The 22131-nt window shown below is 44.0% G+C and carries 2 protein-coding genes and 1 CRISPR repeat array (1 of these 3 only partly in view); both genes read right to left on the reverse strand.

What is annotated here, in order from left to right; genetic code table 11:
• Nucleotides 1-20286: a CRISPR direct-repeat array (repeat unit 37 nt; unit sequence GTTTCAATCCCTGAAAGGGTTTTAGAGGCTTTGAAGC); it begins 5969 nt to the left of the window's first position.
• A 280-nt stretch (nucleotides 20287-20566) separates the two neighbouring features.
• Nucleotides 20567-20839, reverse strand: a complete 273-nt coding sequence (gene cas2, locus H6F44_RS07675) for a CRISPR-associated endonuclease Cas2 (protein ID WP_190350370.1) — start codon at nucleotides 20837-20839, stop codon at nucleotides 20567-20569.
• Nucleotides 20840-20983: 144 nt separating this feature from the next.
• Nucleotides 20984-21988 (reverse strand): type I-D CRISPR-associated endonuclease Cas1d, encoded by a 1005-nt coding sequence (gene cas1d, locus H6F44_RS07680; RefSeq protein ID WP_190350371.1) that lies wholly within the window; start codon nucleotides 21986-21988, stop codon nucleotides 20984-20986.
• Nucleotides 21989-22131 lie beyond the last annotated feature (143 nt).

Genomic DNA, 22131 nt, shown 5'->3' on the forward strand with positions numbered 1-22131 from the left:
TTTTAGAGGCTTTGAAGCAGTCAGCCATTCACAGCAGTTGCTCGTTTTGATGCTGTTTCAATCCCTGAAAGGGTTTTAGAGGCTTTGAAGCAATCGTTGGGCTTGCAACTCAACATATTGCACAAGTTTCAATCCCTGAAAGGGTTTTAGAGGCTTTGAAGCTACTCTTCAGGATGGTGTATCAATGGCTAACATCGGTTTCAATCCCTGAAAGGGTTTTAGAGGCTTTGAAGCGCTCCCAGCATCTAGAATCGGCGGATTGCCCTTGCAGTTTCAATCCCTGAAAGGGTTTTAGAGGCTTTGAAGCTATTCAGGAGATTAACAAGGCGATCGCGGTCTATGCGTTTCAATCCCTGAAAGGGTTTTAGAGGCTTTGAAGCATTTATCTTTTGACCCTGCTGCTGTTGCCAAGAAACAGTTTCAATCCCTGAAAGGGTTTTAGAGGCTTTGAAGCTTCGCGCAGATGAGGCGATTGCTTTAGAAAAGCACATAGTTTCAATCCCTGAAAGGGTTTTAGAGGCTTTGAAGCCAGTAACCCAAGGGACTGTGATCTACGTTCAGTGTGAGGTTTCAATCCCTGAAAGGGTTTTAGAGGCTTTGAAGCTAATTACTGTCACTGTCCTTGTACCTGGACAAACTAGGTTTCAATCCCTGAAAGGGTTTTAGAGGCTTTGAAGCATAGCGACCACACGGGGGGCTGACTCAGTACCGATATTAAGTTTCAATCCCTGAAAGGGTTTTAGAGGCTTTGAAGCAATCTGGCAACAATCGGACCAATTCAAGAGATAGGGTTTCAATCCCTGAAAGGGTTTTAGAGGCTTTGAAGCTCGGAGAGCGGCGTGAGGGGCTTTTCCAAAGTGCTGTTTCAATCCCTGAAAGGGTTTTAGAGGCTTTGAAGCCGGTCAACAGATGAACTCGTTTACATTCACTGCTCAGTTTCAATCCCTGAAAGGGTTTTAGAGGCTTTGAAGCGCGGTAAGCAATTTCTTTGAGGCACGGATGAAGATGTTTCAATCCCTGAAAGGGTTTTAGAGGCTTTGAAGCTGGATCTATGCCAAGAATTTGATTATAAGTCGCCTTGTTTCAATCCCTGAAAGGGGTTTAGAGGCTTTGAAGCTGCAAGCGATGCAATCTCTATGTAATTCATAGTCGGTTTCAATCCCTGAAAGGGTTTTAGAGGCTTTGAAGCTTGTAATTTTTGGCAACTTCACTTGTAACTATAAGTTTCAATCCCTGAAAGGGTTTTAGAGGCTTTGAAGCTGCGCGTAAGCGCGAAGCATATTTAAAAAGAACGTTTCAATCCCTGAAAGGGTTTTAGAGGCTTTGAAGCATTGCCGAAATTCCCACAGAAAAAGTTGAAAGCAACGGTTTCAATCCCTGAAAGGGTTTTAGAGGCTTTGAAGCAGGTCTAGGTTTGCGCTTATCGTATGGAGTATGCCCGTTTCAATCCCTGAAAGGGTTTTAGAGGCTTTGAAGCTTTGAGCATTTCCGTACCAGTTGCCTCGCGATAAACCAGTTTCAATCCCTGAAAGGGTTTTAGAGGCTTTGAAGCCAAGGTGTGGGGCAAGAATCGCACAGCTTTTTTAGTTTCAATCCCTGAAAGGGTTTTAGAGGCTTTGAAGCGCACGGGGGGTCTGCTTGCAAATGTGAACTTGATAGTTTCAATCCCTGAAAGGGTTTTAGAGGCTTTGAAGCATAAAAAATTTGAGCGGTCTTGAGTGAGCAGTTTTTCGCCAGTTTCAATCCCTGAAAGGGTTTTAGAGGCTTTGAAGCTCGTAAAAACTAGGGCTATGGAAATGTGGGGCGTTTCAATCCCTGAAAGGGTTTTAGAGGCTTTGAAGCTTGAAAGTCGCCGCGCTTGGCATCTCCCCAAGATCGTTTCAATCCCTGAAAGGGTTTTAGAGGCTTTGAAGCAGTTGCAGGGCGGTATTTTTACTGCCAATACTAGGGTTTCAATCCCTGAAAGGGTTTTAGAGGCTTTGAAGCGCGACTGTTGCTGGCTTTTTGGCAGTGCTTAGCCCGTTTCAATCCCTGAAAGGGTTTTAGAGGCTTTGAAGCTATATGCAAAGTTTGTCGGATCGGTTAGTCCATCTTGTTTCAATCCCTGAAAGGGTTTTAGAGGCTTTGAAGCGGGAAGGGGGGCGTAATTGACGCTAATACAGGCAAGTTTCAATCCCTGAAAGGGTTTTAGAGGCTTTGAAGCAATCAGCCGCTTGCTGTGCTGGAGACGGTGGTTTGTTTCAATCCCTGAAAGGGTTTTAGAGGCTTTGAAGCCCAATCCGCCTGTATGGGTTTGTGGCTTGCCAAAGTTTCAATCCCTGAAAGGGTTTTAGAGGCTTTGAAGCCCCGAAGTTGTTGAGGTTGAAGTTGTTGAGGTTGAGTTTCAATCCCTGAAAGGGTTTTAGAGGCTTTGAAGCGCACCTGTTTGTTGCGCGGCTACCTGCTGCAAAAGTTTCAATCCCTGAAAGGGTTTTAGAGGCTTTGAAGCGCTATGGGTTACGCCTCGGTGCGGATGATGCTCTTCAGTTTCAATCCCTGAAAGGGTTTTAGAGGCTTTGAAGCCAATATTGCAGTCAGAAAAGTACTTACAAATTTGAGTTTCAATCCCTGAAAGGGTTTTAGAGGCTTTGAAGCTTTGAGACGATCCGAGGATCATCGGCAATCAGAGCGTTTCAATCCCTGAAAGGGTTTTAGAGGCTTTGAAGCAATGAAAAAAATTAGTAAAGGTGTTTTTCTATCGATGGTTTCAATCCCTGAAAGGGTTTTAGAGGCTTTGAAGCGCGTGTTCTCAGTGGTAGGCGTGGCTCAAGGCGTGTTTCAATCCCTGAAAGGGTTTTAGAGGCTTTGAAGCAAGGCTAGATTAGCCTCTATAAGTGAAAAGCTTGTGTTTCAATCCCTGAAAGGGTTTTAGAGGCTTTGAAGCCTAAGAGTATTCACCTTAAAAAGTGTATATCTCGTTTCAATCCCTGAAAGGGTTTTAGAGGCTTTGAAGCTCATTACAACACCTCTCCTGATTCTATTGCTTACGTTTCAATCCCTGAAAGGGTTTTAGAGGCTTTGAAGCTAGTTGTTATCGTACAAGTGTATTTTAAAAGCTTGTGTTTCAATCCCTGAAAGGGTTTTAGAGGCTTTGAAGCTTACTACCATGCGCGACAAAACACAGCTAATTAGCACGGTTTCAATCCCTGAAAGGGTTTTAGAGGCTTTGAAGCTCAACATACAAAACACTGCGATGACCTTAAATAATCGCGTGTTTCAATCCCTGAAAGGGTTTTAGAGGCTTTGAAGCCGTAGCTAGATAAAATGATTATTCCTAGCAGCATAGTATTAAAGTTTCAATCCCTGAAAGGGTTTTAGAGGCTTTGAAGCCTAGTCATGCCAAGTCAAGCCAAAAAGAAAGTTTAAAGACGTTTCAATCCCTGAAAGGGTTTTAGAGGCTTTGAAGCTTCCAGTTCTGAAATGTGAGAATAAAACATCATGTTTCAATCCCTGAAAGGGTTTTAGAGGCTTTGAAGCTTAAAACTTTCAATTGTTCAGCGTTAAAATGCTGGTTTCAATCCCTGAAAGGGTTTTAGAGGCTTTGAAGCACGACAGCCAAGCTTCTTTTTATCCCACAGGTATGTTTCAATCCCTGAAAGGGTTTTAGAGGCTTTGAAGCTCGCCGCCACTGCCAGAAATCCAAGGGCGATCGCCATGTTGTTTCAATCCCTGAAAGGGTTTTAGAGGCTTTGAAGCTCCCGAATTTCGGGATTTGATGGATGGCTGTCATTTGTTTCAATCCCTGAAAGGGTTTTAGAGGCTTTGAAGCCAACACACCTATAGCAGCGTTTAGAGAAAGTGCTAAGGGTTTCAATCCCTGAAAGGGTTTTAGAGGCTTTGAAGCTATGTAAGTGGTAATTTTTGCCCTCTAACAGTCTTTCGTTTCAATCCCTGAAAGGGTTTTAGAGGCTTTGAAGCTTATAAAAGGTACTTTTGATTAATTTGCTAGCCCTGTTTCAATCCCTGAAAGGGTTTTAGAGGCTTTGAAGCAATATTGGCGGCAAGTGCCATGTCATGGACATCTTAGTTTCAATCCCTGAAAGGGTTTTAGAGGCTTTGAAGCTTATTAACAATTACATAGTTTTGAGTCTCAGTTCTGTTTCAATCCCTGAAAGGGTTTTAGAGGCTTTGAAGCTAATGATTAAATCTTTATTTTCTAATCCCCTAAAAGTTTCAATCCCTGAAAGGGTTTTAGAGGCTTTGAAGCTGTTGGGCGGCTCCTCTTGTCGCTCATCTTCAGAGTTGGAATGTTTCAATCCCTGAAAGGGTTTTAGAGGCTTTGAAGCGAAATACAGCGCTACGGATAGCGTTTTGATGCCCTGTTTCAATCCCTGAAAGGGTTTTAGAGGCTTTGAAGCCGCCATTAGGTCTAATTTGCGCTGTTGCAGGTCGTTTCAATCCCTGAAAGGGTTTTAGAGGCTTTGAAGCGCTTACAAATCTTTGCCTAGTCTGGTTTTGCGTGTTTCAATCCCTGAAAGGGTTTTAGAGGCTTTGAAGCAAAGTATCCCTAAACCTTACCGATCTAACTTGGAGTTTCAATCCCTGAAAGGGTTTTAGAGGCTTTGAAGCGTAATGATGGAAAAACAAATGACTGAACAAACAGCGTTTCAATCCCTGAAAGGGTTTTAGAGGCTTTGAAGCAATAAAATGAAACTTGTACATCGCTACATAGAAGGTTTCAATCCCTGAAAGGGTTTTAGAGGCTTTGAAGCTTCAAAATTTGGTGCGTATCTTGCAGGGGCAAAGTTTCAATCCCTGAAAGGGTTTTAGAGGCTTTGAAGCGAAAGGTTCTAAAGAAGAGTTAGAAGCTTTTAGAAAAGATGTTTCAATCCCTGAAAGGGTTTTAGAGGCTTTGAAGCAAAATGTAGCATCTTGGCTAGCTTATAGTTTACAGCAAGTTTCAATCCCTGAAAGGGTTTTAGAGGCTTTGAAGCTTCTGGAATATTTTGGGCGCGATCGCTCTCAAAGCGGTTTCAATCCCTGAAAGGGTTTTAGAGGCTTTGAAGCCCGATCGCCTATGCCAAGCAAGCCAAGTATCACGCGCTGATGTTTCAATCCCTGAAAGGGTTTTAGAGGCTTTGAAGCTCAAGCACTTGAATGAGAGTGTTATTCGTGAGCGTGTTGGTTTCAATCCCTGAAAGGGTTTTAGAGGCTTTGAAGCTTTCGTTTTTAACATATATCGCGTGTGTATGTATTCCTGTTTCAATCCCTGAAAGGGTTTTAGAGGCTTTGAAGCAGCACCTTGAAAATTTCATACTTGCAAGTCGATAAGTTTCAATCCCTGAAAGGGTTTTAGAGGCTTTGAAGCTGCACTCATTTGATAGCGTAAATGGCTCATGGCAAGTTTCAATCCCTGAAAGGGTTTTAGAGGCTTTGAAGCATTGAGCATTTAGTCAATAAAGGCTATATCCGAAGTTTCAATCCCTGAAAGGGTTTTAGAGGCTTTGAAGCCTAACCTCATAAATTACGTTTTTGCCAAACGCTGTTTCAATCCCTGAAAGGGTTTTAGAGGCTTTGAAGCGGTAATCAGAGAAAGCTGTAATAGTCGCTTTAATGGTTTCAATCCCTGAAAGGGTTTTAGAGGCTTTGAAGCATATAGAAAGTTAAGCAAAGGAACACAAAGCCATGTTTCAATCCCTGAAAGGGTTTTAGAGGCTTTGAAGCAGTTCGCCCCTCAAAAAATCGTATTCTAAAAAACTTGTTTCAATCCCTGAAAGGGTTTTAGAGGCTTTGAAGCATTGCGAGGGGCTTTTTTTGTATCAGGAGAAACTCGTTTCAATCCCTGAAAGGGTTTTAGAGGCTTTGAAGCATCTCTTGCCTAGATGTGCCTCCAAGGTAATCTAAGGCTGAGTTTCAATCCCTGAAAGGGTTTTAGAGGCTTTGAAGCCGAATCGGGGGCAGATCGCGACACGATTATTAAGGCAGTGTTTCAATCCCTGAAAGGGTTTTAGAGGCTTTGAAGCAACAGAAAAAACATGGGAGACTATCGAAAGTCTCCCTGTTTCAATCCCTGAAAGGGTTTTAGAGGCTTTGAAGCGCAATCTTACCGCGAGTCTATGAGTCTGTCAATGAGTTTCAATCCCTGAAAGGGTTTTAGAGGCTTTGAAGCCAACATAACCAATAGCAGCACGGATTATTGGACGGGTTTCAATCCCTGAAAGGGTTTTAGAGGCTTTGAAGCTGGAGGTGGCAGTATGAGGCAAAGTGATTGGATTGTTTCAATCCCTGAAAGGGTTTTAGAGGCTTTGAAGCCTGCGGATGGTGCTTGGCTGACCTATTCCACTTATCAGTTTCAATCCCTGAAAGGGTTTTAGAGGCTTTGAAGCTAATATTCTGGTGACAACGACAATGCGATCTCTCTGTTCGGTTTCAATCCCTGAAAGGGTTTTAGAGGCTTTGAAGCTTTGCATGGAGGCGATCGGTAGGTTTTCTTGATTGGTTTCAATCCCTGAAAGGGTTTTAGAGGCTTTGAAGCGATCTTTGGGTCGTTTCTAAACTCTGAATGAAGTTTAGTTTCAATCCCTGAAAGGGTTTTAGAGGCTTTGAAGCTTGGCAACGATCTCGCTAATAAATTTGGTGATACCTATTGTTTCAATCCCTGAAAGGGTTTTAGAGGCTTTGAAGCAGCGCTTTGGGCGAAAAATACGCGGAAGCAGTATCAGTTTCAATCCCTGAAAGGGTTTTAGAGGCTTTGAAGCGGCGGCGATCATGTAGCTCAAGCAAGTCTGCAAAGTTTCAATCCCTGAAAGGGTTTTAGAGGCTTTGAAGCCTTTGAAATCCATCGGGCGGTGTGGGGTTGGTTGTCCAAAGTTTCAATCCCTGAAAGGGTTTTAGAGGCTTTGAAGCTACCCAAGCGCCCGACCTATGCTTATAAGAACCCCGTTTCAATCCCTGAAAGGGTTTTAGAGGCTTTGAAGCTTGGTCGTCCGTATCCCGTAGCGATGGATACGAAGTTTCAATCCCTGAAAGGGTTTTAGAGGCTTTGAAGCCGATTCAAGCAGTGGCAACGTAATCGCGATCGCCTGTTTCAATCCCTGAAAGGGTTTTAGAGGCTTTGAAGCTATCAGGGACTTGATTGGGCGATCGCTTGTGCCAAGTTTCAATCCCTGAAAGGGTTTTAGAGGCTTTGAAGCCTATGCAATCCTCTCCTCTCCAGATGGCTTGTTGAGTTTCAATCCCTGAAAGGGTTTTAGAGGCTTTGAAGCAGACAAAGCGCGGCGCTGCCCGTGCTTTGCGGTCGGTTTCAATCCCTGAAAGGGTTTTAGAGGCTTTGAAGCAGTATAGGTATATGGTCTTGTTGACAGACTCGTAGTTTCAATCCCTGAAAGGGTTTTAGAGGCTTTGAAGCGGCGGTTGCTCCGTTCGTTTTTAATTTAACCTTATGTTTCAATCCCTGAAAGGGTTTTAGAGGCTTTGAAGCGCAAGCCCTGTCTGTAAGCAGTTTTCAACCGCAGTTTCAATCCCTGAAAGGGTTTTAGAGGCTTTGAAGCCAAACAATTCCCATCGGCAAGAAATAAAATCTTTTTTGTTTCAATCCCTGAAAGGGTTTTAGAGGCTTTGAAGCGCAATCTCGCGATCGTAGATTTGAAACTTCCGATCGTTTCAATCCCTGAAAGGGTTTTAGAGGCTTTGAAGCGATGTACGCCCATTACAGCGCCCAGCCCCTGCAAGTTTCAATCCCTGAAAGGGTTTTAGAGGCTTTGAAGCATCATGAACAATTTAATGATCTTAGATCAAATACTGAAGTGTTTCAATCCCTGAAAGGGTTTTAGAGGCTTTGAAGCACGGGCGATCGCTAATGAGATTAAAAAACTCAAAGGGCGAAGTTTCAATCCCTGAAAGGGTTTTAGAGGCTTTGAAGCCTCAGGGGTAAGTATAGGGTTAAGCCCCCTTATCGCGTCTCGTTTCAATCCCTGAAAGGGTTTTAGAGGCTTTGAAGCCTGAAGAAGCAGGGCTACGTTCCCAGAATTTGTAAGGAGAAGGTTTCAATCCCTGAAAGGGTTTTAGAGGCTTTGAAGCATTGGATCTGCCAATTTGCAAGCATCTAACCCTTGTTTCAATCCCTGAAAGGGTTTTAGAGGCTTTGAAGCAGTGGTTTAGCATCTATGATTCGGTCAAAAGGCAAAGTTTCAATCCCTGAAAGGGTTTTAGAGGCTTTGAAGCCTTCACTATTGGCGCTTTTAAGGCAAAAGAAGCGCTTAGGTTTCAATCCCTGAAAGGGTTTTAGAGGCTTTGAAGCAAAATCCCAATTACTTGCAAAAAGGTGATCGAATCACACGTTTCAATCCCTGAAAGGGTTTTAGAGGCTTTGAAGCTACTCATTTCGCCGCCGTTGCTTCTTGCGGCATTGTTTCAATCCCTGAAAGGGTTTTAGAGGCTTTGAAGCCCTCTTCTCTACCGCGTGACATCGGCGTGACATCGGCGTGTTTCAATCCCTGAAAGGGTTTTAGAGGCTTTGAAGCATCCCGTAGCGATGGATACGAATACGATTTTAGAAGTTTCAATCCCTGAAAGGGTTTTAGAGGCTTTGAAGCTAGCTACAATTGCATGGACAAAAGCCGCCGCCGATCTCAGTGTTTCAATCCCTGAAAGGGTTTTAGAGGCTTTGAAGCAAGAGGTAAAAGATGAAATTCAATTTGGTAAATCAGTTTCAATCCCTGAAAGGGTTTTAGAGGCTTTGAAGCAGCAAAAAAGTAAAGCTAGGGCTTTGTATTATAAGTTTCAATCCCTGAAAGGGTTTTAGAGGCTTTGAAGCCAGCCATATTTTGAAAGATTGTCTATGGCATATAGGTTTCAATCCCTGAAAGGGTTTTAGAGGCTTTGAAGCTTGGGCGGGGACAATTACTTCAGCCTCACGGGTTTTGTTTCAATCCCTGAAAGGGTTTTAGAGGCTTTGAAGCCTTTATACCAGACAATACAGTTGCCAGTATAATAGCCCATGTTTCAATCCCTGAAAGGGTTTTAGAGGCTTTGAAGCGCTGTACTGTCAGCATTTTCAAACAGCACAGTTAGGTTTCAATCCCTGAAAGGGTTTTAGAGGCTTTGAAGCCCAGTAAGGATGATGGTTTATCCCCAATCTACTCCAGTTTCAATCCCTGAAAGGGTTTTAGAGGCTTTGAAGCGTTTGACGCTTGAGATTGATTACTCAATGCGATTTGTTTCAATCCCTGAAAGGGTTTTAGAGGCTTTGAAGAATATTCACCTTCGCGAGAAGCATTCTTGAACCTTGGTTTCAATCCCTGAAAGGGTTTTAGAGGCTTTGAAGCCTAATAAATTCTGGTGCGATTGACTTTGATGCTTACGTTTCAATCCCTGAAAGGGTTTTAGAGGCTTTGAAGCCTAACGACCTCAAAGAGTTGGCAGAAAAAGAGGGTATTGTGGTTTCAATCCCTGAAAGGGTTTTAGAGGCTTTGAAGGGCAAAGATTTGTAAGCACTAATGCTTGTGGTATCGGTTTCAATCCCTGAAAGGGTTTTAGAGGCTTTGAAGCCAAATTAACTTATCAGTTCTGATTTAGAATGTCGTTTCAATCCCTGAAAGGGTTTTAGAGGCTTTGAAGCTCGTAGCGCAGTCACACAACCTATCTTTGAATATGTTTCAATCCCTGAAAGGGTTTTAGAGGCTTTGAAGCAGAGTTCATTGTGATTGAAGTAAGCGAATCCACTACGTTTCAATCCCTGAAAGGGTTTTAGAGGCTTTGAAGCCAACCCGTAACAATTGTTAATGGCTGTCGCATTAGTATTGTTTCAATCCCTGAAAGGGTTTTAGAGGCTTTGAAGCATAGGGGCAATTAGTGCCATCGGGGCGCTTAAATAGGTTTCAATCCCTGAAAGGGTTTTAGAGGCTTTGAAGCCTTAGCCGCTAGACCTGCGGCGATAGCATCATTATCTGTTTCAATCCCTGAAAGGGTTTTAGAGGCTTTGAAGCCTGGGTACACATTGCAGCAAGTTCAAGATTATCGTTTCAATCCCTGAAAGGGTTTTAGAGGCTTTGAAGCCGCGGTTTCGTCATTAGCGTTACTTCCGATGACGATATGTTTCAATCCCTGAAAGGGTTTTAGAGGCTTTGAAGCGAATTTTATTATGCTTGCGATAATGGATACATCTCGTGTTTCAATCCCTGAAAGGGTTTTAGAGGCTTTGAAGCATCACCTACCAATGGAGACATGAGGTAAATGGAGGTTTCAATCCCTGAAAGGGTTTTAGAGGCTTTGAAGCCGCCCCCAATAATTTCACCACCACCGCCAGCTAGTGTTTCAATCCCTGAAAGGGTTTTAGAGGCTTTGAAGCCCCCAATTCCCCGCGTAATAAGAAGCTTTCCGAGTTTTTGGTTTCAATCCCTGAAAGGGTTTTAGAGGCTTTGAAGCTTACGGCAGTATTCCCGTTTTTATCCCCATCACAGTACACGGTTTCAATCCCTGAAAGGGTTTTAGAGGCTTTGAAGCCCCGCCCCTAATTTCGCACCTACACCATCGCCTGTTACTAGTTTCAATCCCTGAAAGGGTTTTAGAGGCTTTGAAGCATTAATTCGGCAGTGGTTGTTAGCCGTGATTTCAAGTTTCAATCCCTGAAAGGGTTTTAGAGGCTTTGAAGCCACCCGTATTTTTCTAGCCCCCCGACAAGATAAAGTTTCAATCCCTGAAAGGGTTTTAGAGGCTTTGAAGCGGCAAGCCCAAAGCCAAGCGCCCTGCAAAGCGATGGTTTCAATCCCTGAAAGGGTTTTAGAGGCTTTGAAGCCCATGCGATTGATTAGGATAGATCGCGATGGGTAGGTTTCAATCCCTGAAAGGGTTTTAGAGGCTTTGAAGCAACACCGCCAGCCGCCGCCGAATATTTCAATGCGTTTCAATCCCTGAAAGGGTTTTAGAGGCTTTGAAGCCCAAGCACGTTTTAGGAAGTTTGGATAGTTGATGTTTCAATCCCTGAAAGGGTTTTAGAGGCTTTGAAGCAATGCCTTTAATTAAAGAAGTAATGGCTAGAGTGCCAAAAGTTTCAATCCCTGAAAGGGTTTTAGAGGCTTTGAAGCATTGAGTTCCTTTTTGAGAGCGTTTAGCTGATTGCAGTTTCAATCCCTGAAAGGGTTTTAGAGGCTTTGAAGGCTTAGGGAGGCAACCAATGCTAGGAACATCAGGGTATGTTTCAATCCCTGAAAGGGTTTTAGAGGCTTTGAAGCTAGATAGTTGGCTAAAGTCAATCTGGATAAATCGTGTTTCAATCCCTGAAAGGGTTTTAGAGGCTTTGAAGCAAGCGTCCACAATTACCTCCTGTGGAACTTGGCGTGGTTTCAATCCCTGAAAGGGTTTTAGAGGCTTTGAAGCTCATTGAGGGAACGCCTCTATAAGCTTCACTGGCAGTTTCAATCCCTGAAAGGGTTTTAGAGGCTTTGAAGCTTGTAATCAGCACCGTAGAATATGAATTTTACGTTCTCATGTTTCAATCCCTGAAAGGGTTTTAGAGGCTTTGAAGCAAAGAAAGCTATCGACAGTATCAAATCAGTCTAAGGGTTTCAATCCCTGAAAGGGTTTTAGAGGCTTTGAAGCTCTAATTATTACACATTACCGCCATCCTTTGAGCAACGGCGCTGTTTCAATCCCTGAAAGGGTTTTAGAGGCTTTGAAGCTCGCCGCCTGATAATTGGCAAAAGCTTGTTCCCCTTCAGTTTCAATCCCTGAAAGGGTTTTAGAGGCTTTGAAGCATCCTAAGCCAATTGCTAAGGCTGAAATTGTTGAGGCGTTTCAATCCCTGAAAGGGTTTTAGAGGCTTTGAAGCCTAACCTTTTCTCAGGTTTGGGTTGCCTACTTCCCCGTTTCAATCCCTGAAAGGGTTTTAGAGGCTTTGAAGCTGTGTTGTTGAAAGTCAATATGAAGCGCGATAGTTTCGTTTCAATCCCTGAAAGGGTTTTAGAGGCTTTGAAGCTGTGATGGCGATAGAAATCCCCCCTAACCTAGATGATAGCCGTTTCAATCCCTGAAAGGGTTTTAGAGGCTTTGAAGCCTTGGCAGATTGCCCTGCGGCGATTGCTTCATTATCAGTTTCAATCCCTGAAAGGGTTTTAGAGGCTTTGAAGCACTTTTAAGGCATCTAATTTACCTGTTACCGACAAGTTTCAATCCCTGAAAGGGTTTTAGAGGCTTTGAAGCCAGCGATCGCCGCAGCCATCCAAAGGCAACGAGCGATCGCCCTGCATGTTTCAATCCCTGAAAGGGTTTTAGAGGCTTTGAAGCGCTGAAGTTCGCAGGGCGATCGAGCTAATCGAAAAACTTTGTTTCAATCCCTGAAAGGGTTTTAGAGGCTTTGAAGCATGAAAACGATCGCCGATTTTAACCTCACGGAATCGCAGTTTCAATCCCTGAAAGGGTTTTAGAGGCTTTGAAGCGCCCACCAATCACCACCAGCACCCACGAAGCCCTCAGTTTCAATCCCTGAAAGGGTTTTAGAGGCTTTGAAGCTTAGCGTTGTTAATCCAAAATTCTGCTGTTTTTGATGTTTCAATCCCTGAAAGGGTTTTAGAGGCTTTGAAGCCATTAAATCAGGCGATCTTAAATACGGTCTAGAAGCCTGTTTCAATCCCTGAAAGGGTTTTAGAGGCTTTGAAGCTATATAACGAGCATTCTTTTAGATCGTTCAATATGGTTTCAATCCCTGAAAGGGTTTTAGAGGCTTTGAAGCCCATGGAAGTATCTTTTCGTATGAGAGAGAGCAAAAGTTTCAATCCCTGAAAGGGTTTTAGAGGCTTTGAAGCTCCATGTTTGAGCCTTTGAGCCTTCCCATTGAGGCGTTTCAATCCCTGAAAGGGTTTTAGAGGCTTTGAAGCTTAACGGAGAATTGCCCCCACACGGGACACTAGGCGGGTTTCAATCCCTGAAAGGGTTTTAGAGGCTTTGAAGCGCCAAAAACAGCAACCCCACGCAGTCGCGCCAAATCGTTTCAATCCCTGAAAGGGTTTTAGAGGCTTTGAAGCTTTGGAAAGTGGCAGAAGCAAAAACGCAGGATGAAAAAGTTTCAATCCCTGAAAGGGTTTTAGAGGCTTTGAAGCCCAAAACCAAGCGCCCTGCAAAAACTTGGCAGTGGCAAGGATGAAAAAGTTTCAATCCCTGAAAGGGTTTTAGAGGCTTTGAAGCCAAACTGCGAGTGCCGACTGCGAGAGAATTTGCTCAGTTTCAATCCCTGAAAGGGTTTTAGAGGCTTTGAAGCTCTGGTTGCGTTGGTTCAATTCTCCATACCGCCCAGTTTCAATCCCTGAAAGGGTTTTAGAGGCTTTGAAGCGGCGATCGCCTTTTCAAGCAAGCGGGAAACCACAGTTTCAATCCCTGAAAGGGTTTTAGAGGCTTTGAAGCTATTGTCAACCCCGAATTTAGGGAACGCAGCATCGTTTCAATCCCTGAAAGGGTTTTAGAGGCTTTGAAGCGCAGATCTCGCAAGGCGAGAAGGATCAAGGCTTCTATTCTGTTTCAATCCCTGAAAGGGTTTTAGAGGCTTTGAAGCTGCTTCGACCCAATAACGGAATGGGTGTTTGTCAACCCGTTGTTTCAATCCCTGAAAGGGTTTTAGAGGCTTTGAAGCATGGACAAACTAGCAGAGTTTTGGGCTTTGAATCTTGAAGGCATTGTTTCAATCCCTGAAAGGGTTTTAGAGGCTTTGAAGCCCGTTACCTCAACCCATCCAACCCATTTAAGCCATGTTTCAATCCCTGAAAGGGTTTTAGAGGCTTTGAAGCCAATCCCCATTTCGGAGATCATCTCGCTAAAGTGCGTTTCAATCCCTGAAAGGGTTTTAGAGGCTTTGAAGCAGAAAGCGCTAGCCGCCGCCAATGAGAAATTGATTGAGGCTGTTTCAATCCCTGAAAGGGTTTTAGAGGCTTTGAAGCACGCAGATTTGGAGCGATTATATTCACTCTGAACTGTCGAGTTTCAATCCCTGAAAGGGTTTTAGAGGCTTTGAAGCATCGGCGACTTTATAGGCGATCTGATTTTCGCCAGCGTTTCAATCCCTGAAAGGGTTTTAGAGGCTTTGAAGCAGTATTGGCTGGTATCCTCGGTAATTTCGCCGCAGGTTTCAATCCCTGAAAGGGTTTTAGAGGCTTTGAAGCTGGATCGTACTATCGTGCTGCCCACCAACTAGCACGTTTCAATCCCTGAAAGGGTTTTAGAGGCTTTGAAGCATCGGCAATATCCAACGGGCGATCGGCAATGAGATTAAAAGTTTCAATCCCTGAAAGGGTTTTAGAGGCTTTGAAGCATCAAATCATCTTGCCCACAGGCATTAGAGATCTAGTTTCAATCCCTGAAAGGGTTTTAGAGGCTTTGAAGCCTCGCTACCGAATACGGGTACGAATGGCGGATGGAGGAGGACGAAGTTTCAATCCCTGAAAGGGTTTTAGAGGCTTTGAAGCAAAACAGGGCTTCATTTTTGGCACTGCATTAAGCAAGTTTCAATCCCTGAAAGGGTTTTAGAGGCTTTGAAGCGAATCGCCATATTTAGGCGGTCAATCTGGGACAGGGTGCGGTTTCAATCCCTGAAAGGGTTTTAGAGGCTTTGAAGCCTCCGATTAATCACCTCTAGATCATTACCGCCCAAGTTTCAATCCCTGAAAGGGTTTTAGAGGCTTTGAAGCTATTTTTGGCAACGATCGCGCTAATAAATTTGCTTGTTTCAATCCCTGAAAGGGTTTTAGAGGCTTTGAAGCTGGATAAAATCGAACGGGCTGCCCTCAAAGCCATGGTTTCAATCCCTGAAAGGGTTTTAGAGGCTTTGAAGCTGTGGGGTTTAATTTCTAATGTCCCCCTTTTTCGTGTTTCAATCCCTGAAAGGGTTTTAGAGGCTTTGAAGCTGATTGCAAGCCTGATCGTTTCTGCACTGGGGCAAGTTTCAATCCCTGAAAGGGTTTTAGAGGCTTTGAAGCCGCCGCAGGGCAAACAGCTAAACAGCTTTTCAACTGTTTCAATCCCTGAAAGGGTTTTAGAGGCTTTGAAGCGAGAGTCAATCTCAGGCGATCGCGGGGCAAGATCCTGGTTTCAATCCCTGAAAGGGTTTTAGAGGCTTTGAAGCCGATCGCCTAAATCTTGCCTTGCCAGTCGAATAAAGGTTTCAATCCCTGAAAGGGTTTTAGAGGCTTTGAAGCCGCAGGGTTTGAGCCTTGTGAATCAGTGGAATTTGTTTCAATCCCTGAAAGGGTTTTAGAGGCTTTGAAGCAGCAGCTTTTAGCGCCGCCCCACGACTTTTTTTGGCGTTTCAATCCCTGAAAGGGTTTTAGAGGCTTTGAAGCTACAAGCTATAGAGGAGCGTAAGGCGCAATCAACTGTTTCAATCCCTGAAAGGGTTTTAGAGGCTTTGAAGCATTGAATATGCCAAATACTGAATCGTAAAGCATGGTTTCAATCCCTGAAAGGGTTTTAGAGGCTTTGAAGCCCCAAATTTCAATCTGCTGGGTGGTGTAGTTCCAGTTTCAATCCCTGAAAGGGTTTTAGAGGCTTTGAAGCGATAATATTGCGGCGCTGCTCATCAATTATTTTTCGTTTCAATCCCTGAAAGGGTTTTAGAGGCTTTGAAGCTCGCACTCTTTAATTACATTGAAATGGAATATTGGGTTTCAATCCCTGAAAGGGTTTTAGAGGCTTTGAAGCATTATGGAATATCGGTATGGATTGTTGGAGCAGTCCGTTTCAATCCCTGAAAGGGTTTTAGAGGCTTTGAAGCTAAGCCTATCCCCAAAAAGCAACCCGCGCCCAAAGGGGATGTTTCAATCCCTGAAAGGGTTTTAGAGGCTTTGAAGCAGAAGCGCAGGAAAAAAAAATTGAAATTTCTTTGCCTGGTTTCAATCCCTGAAAGGGTTTTAGAGGCTTTGAAGCCGATAAACCGTCCAGATTGCTTCAAGTGATATTCAAAGTTTCAATCCCTGAAAGGGTTTTAGAGGCTTTGAAGCCATGTGCTGAAGCGCAAAAGGATCGCCCACACCTTAAGTTTCAATCCCTGAAAGGGTTTTAGAGGCTTTGAAGCTTCTATACCACTTTTCGGGCGGCTAACATCCGAGGATCTGGGTTTCAATCCCTGAAAGGGTTTTAGAGGCTTTGAAGCAATTGCTGCTACTTCCCACGCCTGCAAGTGGCACTGTTTCAATCCCTGAAAGGGTTTTAGAGGCTTTGAAGCTTATCTTTCGGAGAGCGATCGACTTGTTTACTATGTTTCAATCCCTGAAAGGGTTTTAGAGGCTTTGAAGCTATAGACAGGGGGCGAGTCCTCCTGAGCAACAATAAGTTTCAATCCCTGAAAGGGTTTTAGAGGCTTTGAAGCGCTTTAATTCTGCAATCTCGCGATCGTAGATTTGAGTTTCAATCCCTGAAAGGGTTTTAGAGGCTTTGAAGCTATCCCTAATGCTGTCCCCTGCTTGCTTTGCCTCAGTATCGTTTCAATCCCTGAAAGGGTTTTAGAGGCTTTGAAGCCAAGGTGATTGTCGATATTATTCATTATCAATTCCAAGTTTCAATCCCTGAAAGGGTTTTAGAGGCTTTGAAGCTATATAGAAAGTTAAGCAAAGGAACACAAAGCCATGTTTCAATCCCTGAAAGGGTTTTAGAGGCTTTGAAGCTAGCCCCTGATATTACAGAAGCGATCAACGTGGTGTGGTGTTTCAATCCCTGAAAGGGTTTTAGAGGCTTTGAAGCGCGCAAGGGGCGACCTAAAGGCAACAGCGATCGCGCCCGTTTCAATCCCTGAAAGGGTTTTAGAGGCTTTGAAGCGCCGCAGGAGCAGCAGGGTTCGTTCGGTTCAAAAACGTTTCAATCCCTGAAAGGGTTTTAGAGGCTTTGAAGCGGTATGAGATCAAAGATCTCATCTGTCAATTTGCGGTTTCAATCCCTGAAAGGGTTTTAGAGGCTTTGAAGCCCCGAATTCACGCAAGAAGAACTTGATATGTTTGTTTCAATCCCTGAAAGGGTTTTAGAGGCTTTGAAGCGCTGCAAATACCTTATAAACAGCCATACCCAAGATCTGTTTCAATCCCTGAAAGGGTTTTAGAGGCTTTGAAGCGAAAATCTGGGCTTCAAGGGCGGGTAAATCGGTTGCGTTTCAATCCCTGAAAGGGTTTTAGAGGCTTTGAAGCTTTTCTCCCTCGCTCCATGAATTTAAATATACGAGTTTCAATCCCTGAAAGGGTTTTAGAGGCTTTGAAGCTAGATAGCCGCGCTAAGCGATCGCGCTGTAGGCTAAGTAGCGTTTCAATCCCTGAAAGGGTTTTAGAGGCTTTGAAGCCGGGAGCAACCGCCATGACCGCTACAACACTTCCCACCACGTTTCAATCCCTGAAAGGGTTTTAGAGGCTTTGAAGCGCAATTCAGTTGCATGAATCGTGCTGATAGCAGTAGTTTCAATCCCTGAAAGGGTTTTAGAGGCTTTGAAGCAGAAATTAAGGCTAAGAGAGAATCGGAAGAATTGGTTTCAATCCCTGAAAGGGTTTTAGAGGCTTTGAAGCTTTGCGCTTGACTTTCTCAGACTGGATCAAGCGCGTTTCAATCCCTGAAAGGGTTTTAGAGGCTTTGAAGCACAATTCCCATCGGCAAGAAATAAAGTCTGTTTTCGTTTCAATCCCTGAAAGGGTTTTAGAGGCTTTGAAGCTTCCTGCGCTCATTTGATAGCGTAAATGGCTCATGGCAAGTTTCAATCCCTGAAAGGGTTTTAGAGGCTTTGAAGCCTTGAAGATGCGATCGAGAACGCTTTCCCTGAAAGCTATGGATTGTTTCAATCCCTGAAAGGGTTTTAGAGGCTTTGAAGCACCATGAATTTTACTAAAGGAAATTGCGGCTATGTTTCAATCCCTGAAAGGGTTTTAGAGGCTTTGAAGCGCGCACCCCCCGCCATAAAATATTGATGCGAGATGTTTCAATCCCTGAAAGGGTTTTAGAGGCTTTGAAGCGGCAGCGATCGCCGAGGCTGTTGCAGTTTCATTCCAGTTTCAATCCCTGAAAGGGTTTTAGAGGCTTTGAAGCCCACACCTCAATATCAGTCCATCCAGCGATCGCTATCCAGTTTCAATCCCTGAAAGGGTTTTAGAGGCTTTGAAGCTAGCCCCCGCCTCTACCTTGATCTCTTTTTTAAAGTTTCAATCCCTGAAAGGGTTTTAGAGGCTTTGAAGCAGGCAAAGCAGAGCATTGTCAAGTTCGCTGGAATAGTTTCAATCCCTGAAAGGGTTTTAGAGGCTTTGAAGCCTTTTAAGGCTAGGTCTCAAAGCATCGCAGGGTAAAGTTTCAATCCCTGAAAGGGTTTTAGAGGCTTTGAAGCGATTGCTATTTGGCAGTAATGCAGGGCGATCGCTCGTTTCAATCCCTGAAAGGGTTTTAGAGGCTTTGAAGCTAGCGAGGATTTAAAGCAATGGCAGTCATGAACATAGGAAGTTTCAATCCCTGAAAGGGTTTTAGAGGCTTTGAAGCAGATACATTCGCGTTCGTTGAGTTCACTTTCGACATTTAAGTTTCAATCCCTGAAAGGGTTTTAGAGGCTTTGAAGCCTGGAATGCAAAGCGCGGTACTGTCACGATTTCTGGTTTCAATCCCTGAAAGGGTTTTAGAGGCTTTGAAGCTTCATAGCAGATCCCCTGCGGCGATCGCTGATGCTGACTGCGTTTCAATCCCTGAAAGGGTTTTAGAGGCTTTGAAGCGTGGTCAGTTTTTTGATGAGAGTGGCAATCCTACGTTTCAATCCCTGAAAGGGTTTTAGAGGCTTTGAAGCGCCAAAAAGCTAGTCGCGGCGCTGGTGAATTTTATGTTTCAATCCCTGAAAGGGTTTTAGAGGCTTTGAAGCCGCCTCAAATGGCAATTCAGCCTGAATTTCTTGGTTTCAATCCCTGAAAGGGTTTTAGAGGCTTTGAAGCTTGATCGGGTATCGCTAAAATTCTTTCAATATCAGTTTCAATCCCTGAAAGGGTTTTAGAGGCTTTGAAGCTTGTGTCTGGGTACTGGAGGCAAAAATAGTGTTTCGTTTCAATCCCTGAAAGGGTTTTAGAGGCTTTGAAGCGTTCCAGATTTTGTCGATCCGCCTAGCTTTTATGAGTTTCAATCCCTGAAAGGGTTTTAGAGGCTTTGAAGCTAGATTATTCAGCATTGGCAGCAAGCACATATGTTGTTTCAATCCCTGAAAGGGTTTTAGAGGCTTTGAAGCATCGCCTTGAGGATCTGTTCATCGTGCAATCCACTGTTTCAATCCCTGAAAGGGTTTTAGAGGCTTTGAAGCCCGCGATCAACACTGTCGATCCGCAGTCGTCCCTCGATGATGTTTCAATCCCTGAAAGGGTTTTAGAGGCTTTGAAGCGCCTTGAAACGGTTGATACCCTAAAGTTGAAGTATGTTTCAATCCCTGAAAGGGTTTTAGAGGCTTTGAAGCGATTTTGTGTCTGGGTACTGGAGGCAATAGTGTTTCGTTTCAATCCCTGAAAGGGTTTTAGAGGCTTTGAAGCTATGGTACAGCTTGTTTTATAACAACCTTTATCAATGGTTTCAATCCCTGAAAGGGTTTTAGAGGCTTTGAAGCTCTTGGCAAAACGCCCGATCGCATCTCTAGGATGCGTTTCAATCCCTGAAAGGGTTTTAGAGGCTTTGAAGCTCCGAATTCATTCTGATCAACCAGTCGTTAAACTCAGGTTTCAATCCCTGAAAGGGTTTTAGAGGCTTTGAAGCGAGCCGAACTGGACAGCCAATGATGCACAACGTTGGGTTTCAATCCCTGAAAGGGTTTTAGAGGCTTTGAAGCAAAACTTTCCAGTTTCAGGAAACGGTAATTGATGCGTTTCAATCCCTGAAAGGGTTTTAGAGGCTTTGAAGCGATTGCACTGAGATTCAGTTGCAATTGAATAATCCGTTTCAATCCCTGAAAGGGTTTTAGAGGCTTTGAAGCCCTCAAGTTGGCGAAGCAAATTGATAATGGATGGATTATTAGTTTCAATCCCTGAAAGGGTTTTAGAGGCTTTGAAGCATGGAAGCCCTTTGCAAACTGGCGATAGGTGGTACGTTTCAATCCCTGAAAGGGTTTTAGAGGCTTTGAAGCGTCCCTAAATAGTACTGTTTTTAGGACTAATTGCGCTGTTTCAATCCCTGAAAGGGTTTTAGAGGCTTTGAAGCTGACGACACAACCTACATAATTGGCTTATGACATTGTTTCAATCCCTGAAAGGGTTTTAGAGGCTTTGAAGCTTAAAACTGGAGGGATAGATGGCGGGGGCGGAATGGTTTCAATCCCTGAAAGGGTTTTAGAGGCTTTGAAGCCGCCCGCGCTTGAAAAGTATATCATATTTGGTTTTCAAGGTACAAATGCGCGAACGATCGCAATTGTAGCAGACTTGGCGCAACTTAAGCAAAATCATACTTAAGGACAACCATCGAAAACCTAGACATAGCAACGCACACAGGAATTGCGCGAACCGAACCACCCAATCGATCGCCGCCAAAAGCATACCAGCAAACACTTGTAAACCCCAAAACCGCATATAGCCCTCAAAAACACCCAAACACCCGCGCAAACCATGAACTGAAAATCAGACGATCCTCAAGCAAAGAATATCGTATTATCCCTCACCTGCTCACCACCGATACGTTCTATTTTAGGCTGACAGCAAGCACACAGCGAATAAAAACGAATACTATCCTCATCAGGCTTGATCAACCTACTCAAACGCGATCGCAACTTGGCATATTGAGCATCAGTAAGCTCGCACTCAAACACACTAAACTGCATCCATTGACCATAGGACTTAAGGATCTTATGGATCTTAGTACGGCGCTTATCTTCGGGGATATCGTAGGAAATGACTAGGAACATGAGGATTTTAGCGATTAGCTGTTAGCGATTAGCTGTTAGCTTTTTAATTTTATTAAGTTTAAGGATAGAATTCATTAAAAATTATTAGGCTTTCGTTCCATTAGCTCTTAAATCAGCCAAAAGCTAAAAGCTAAAAGCCAAAACCTACTTTAAAACCAACGGCGGATACTTATCCGTCTCATCCATCAAATACTTAGCCAACAGCCTAGCCTGAAGCTCAAAAGCCTCCTGATAAGTACATTGACGACCCATAACAGGATGCTTAAACTTGGATTGCTTCTTCTGCTCATACAGCGTCAAAAACACCTTTCTTGCCTCATTAGACAGAGAAATCGCCTTGCTCAAAGGCTCAGCAGTAAAATCATTAGGCGCGATCGCTTTGCGATTCATTGCCGACAACACAACAGCATCCACGATCAAGGGGCGAAACTCCTCCATTAAGTCAAGGGCAAGACTAGGGCGACCATAGCGCTCCGTATGTAAATAGCCAAGATAAGGATCAAAACCGACAATATTTAGCGCCCCCTGAACATCGTGACGCAACAGGGAATAGCCAAAACTCAACATCGCATTCACAGGATCAGTGGGTGGGCGGCGGTTGCGAGTCGTAAAACTAAAACCATCGGCACGAATTAACTTCGGAAAAGCTTGCCAATAGACAGCACTACCATGCCCCTCCACACCCCGCAAACTCGCGATCGCCTGAATTGCCGCCAGCGAAGCGATCGCCCGTTCGAGATCATCAATCGCCTTCTGCAAATCATTATCAGGATAATCCCGCATATGCCGCATCAACGACGCGCGATAATTTTTTAACTTACCGCGCACAAAGGCTTGCACCACATGGATCGCCTTCGGCGTTTCCCCTGCTGCATCCCACTGCGATCGCCGCACAAAAATATTTTTCGTAAGCTCAGGCTCCAAACGACCGAGAAAGCGCCCCGTTCCAGTCATAAACGACATCGGGATCTTGCGATCAAGCAATTCCATTACTGCCGCAGGAGAAACTGTGGCACGACCAAGGATGACCACACCTTCAACCTTAATCAGAGGCACATCAATCAACTGTTTTTTATCAGCTTTGACCGTCAAACGCTCATCAGTCTTGCCAATAAATGAATCATCGTGAGTTATGTAGAGAGTTCCCATAGTTTTTATTGAGCGATTAGCTTTTAGCTTTTAGCTTTTAGCTTTTAGCGATTAGCTTTTAGCTTTTAGCTTTTAGCTTTTAGCTTTTAGCGATTAGCTTTTAGCTTTTAGTGGTTATTTTTTTGAATAAATTAGACGTTTTA

Origin of the sequence: Pseudanabaena cinerea FACHB-1277 (assembly GCF_014696345.1) — a bacterium.
In the GTDB taxonomy this organism is placed as follows: Bacteria; Cyanobacteriota; Cyanobacteriia; order Pseudanabaenales; family Pseudanabaenaceae; genus Pseudanabaena; species Pseudanabaena cinerea.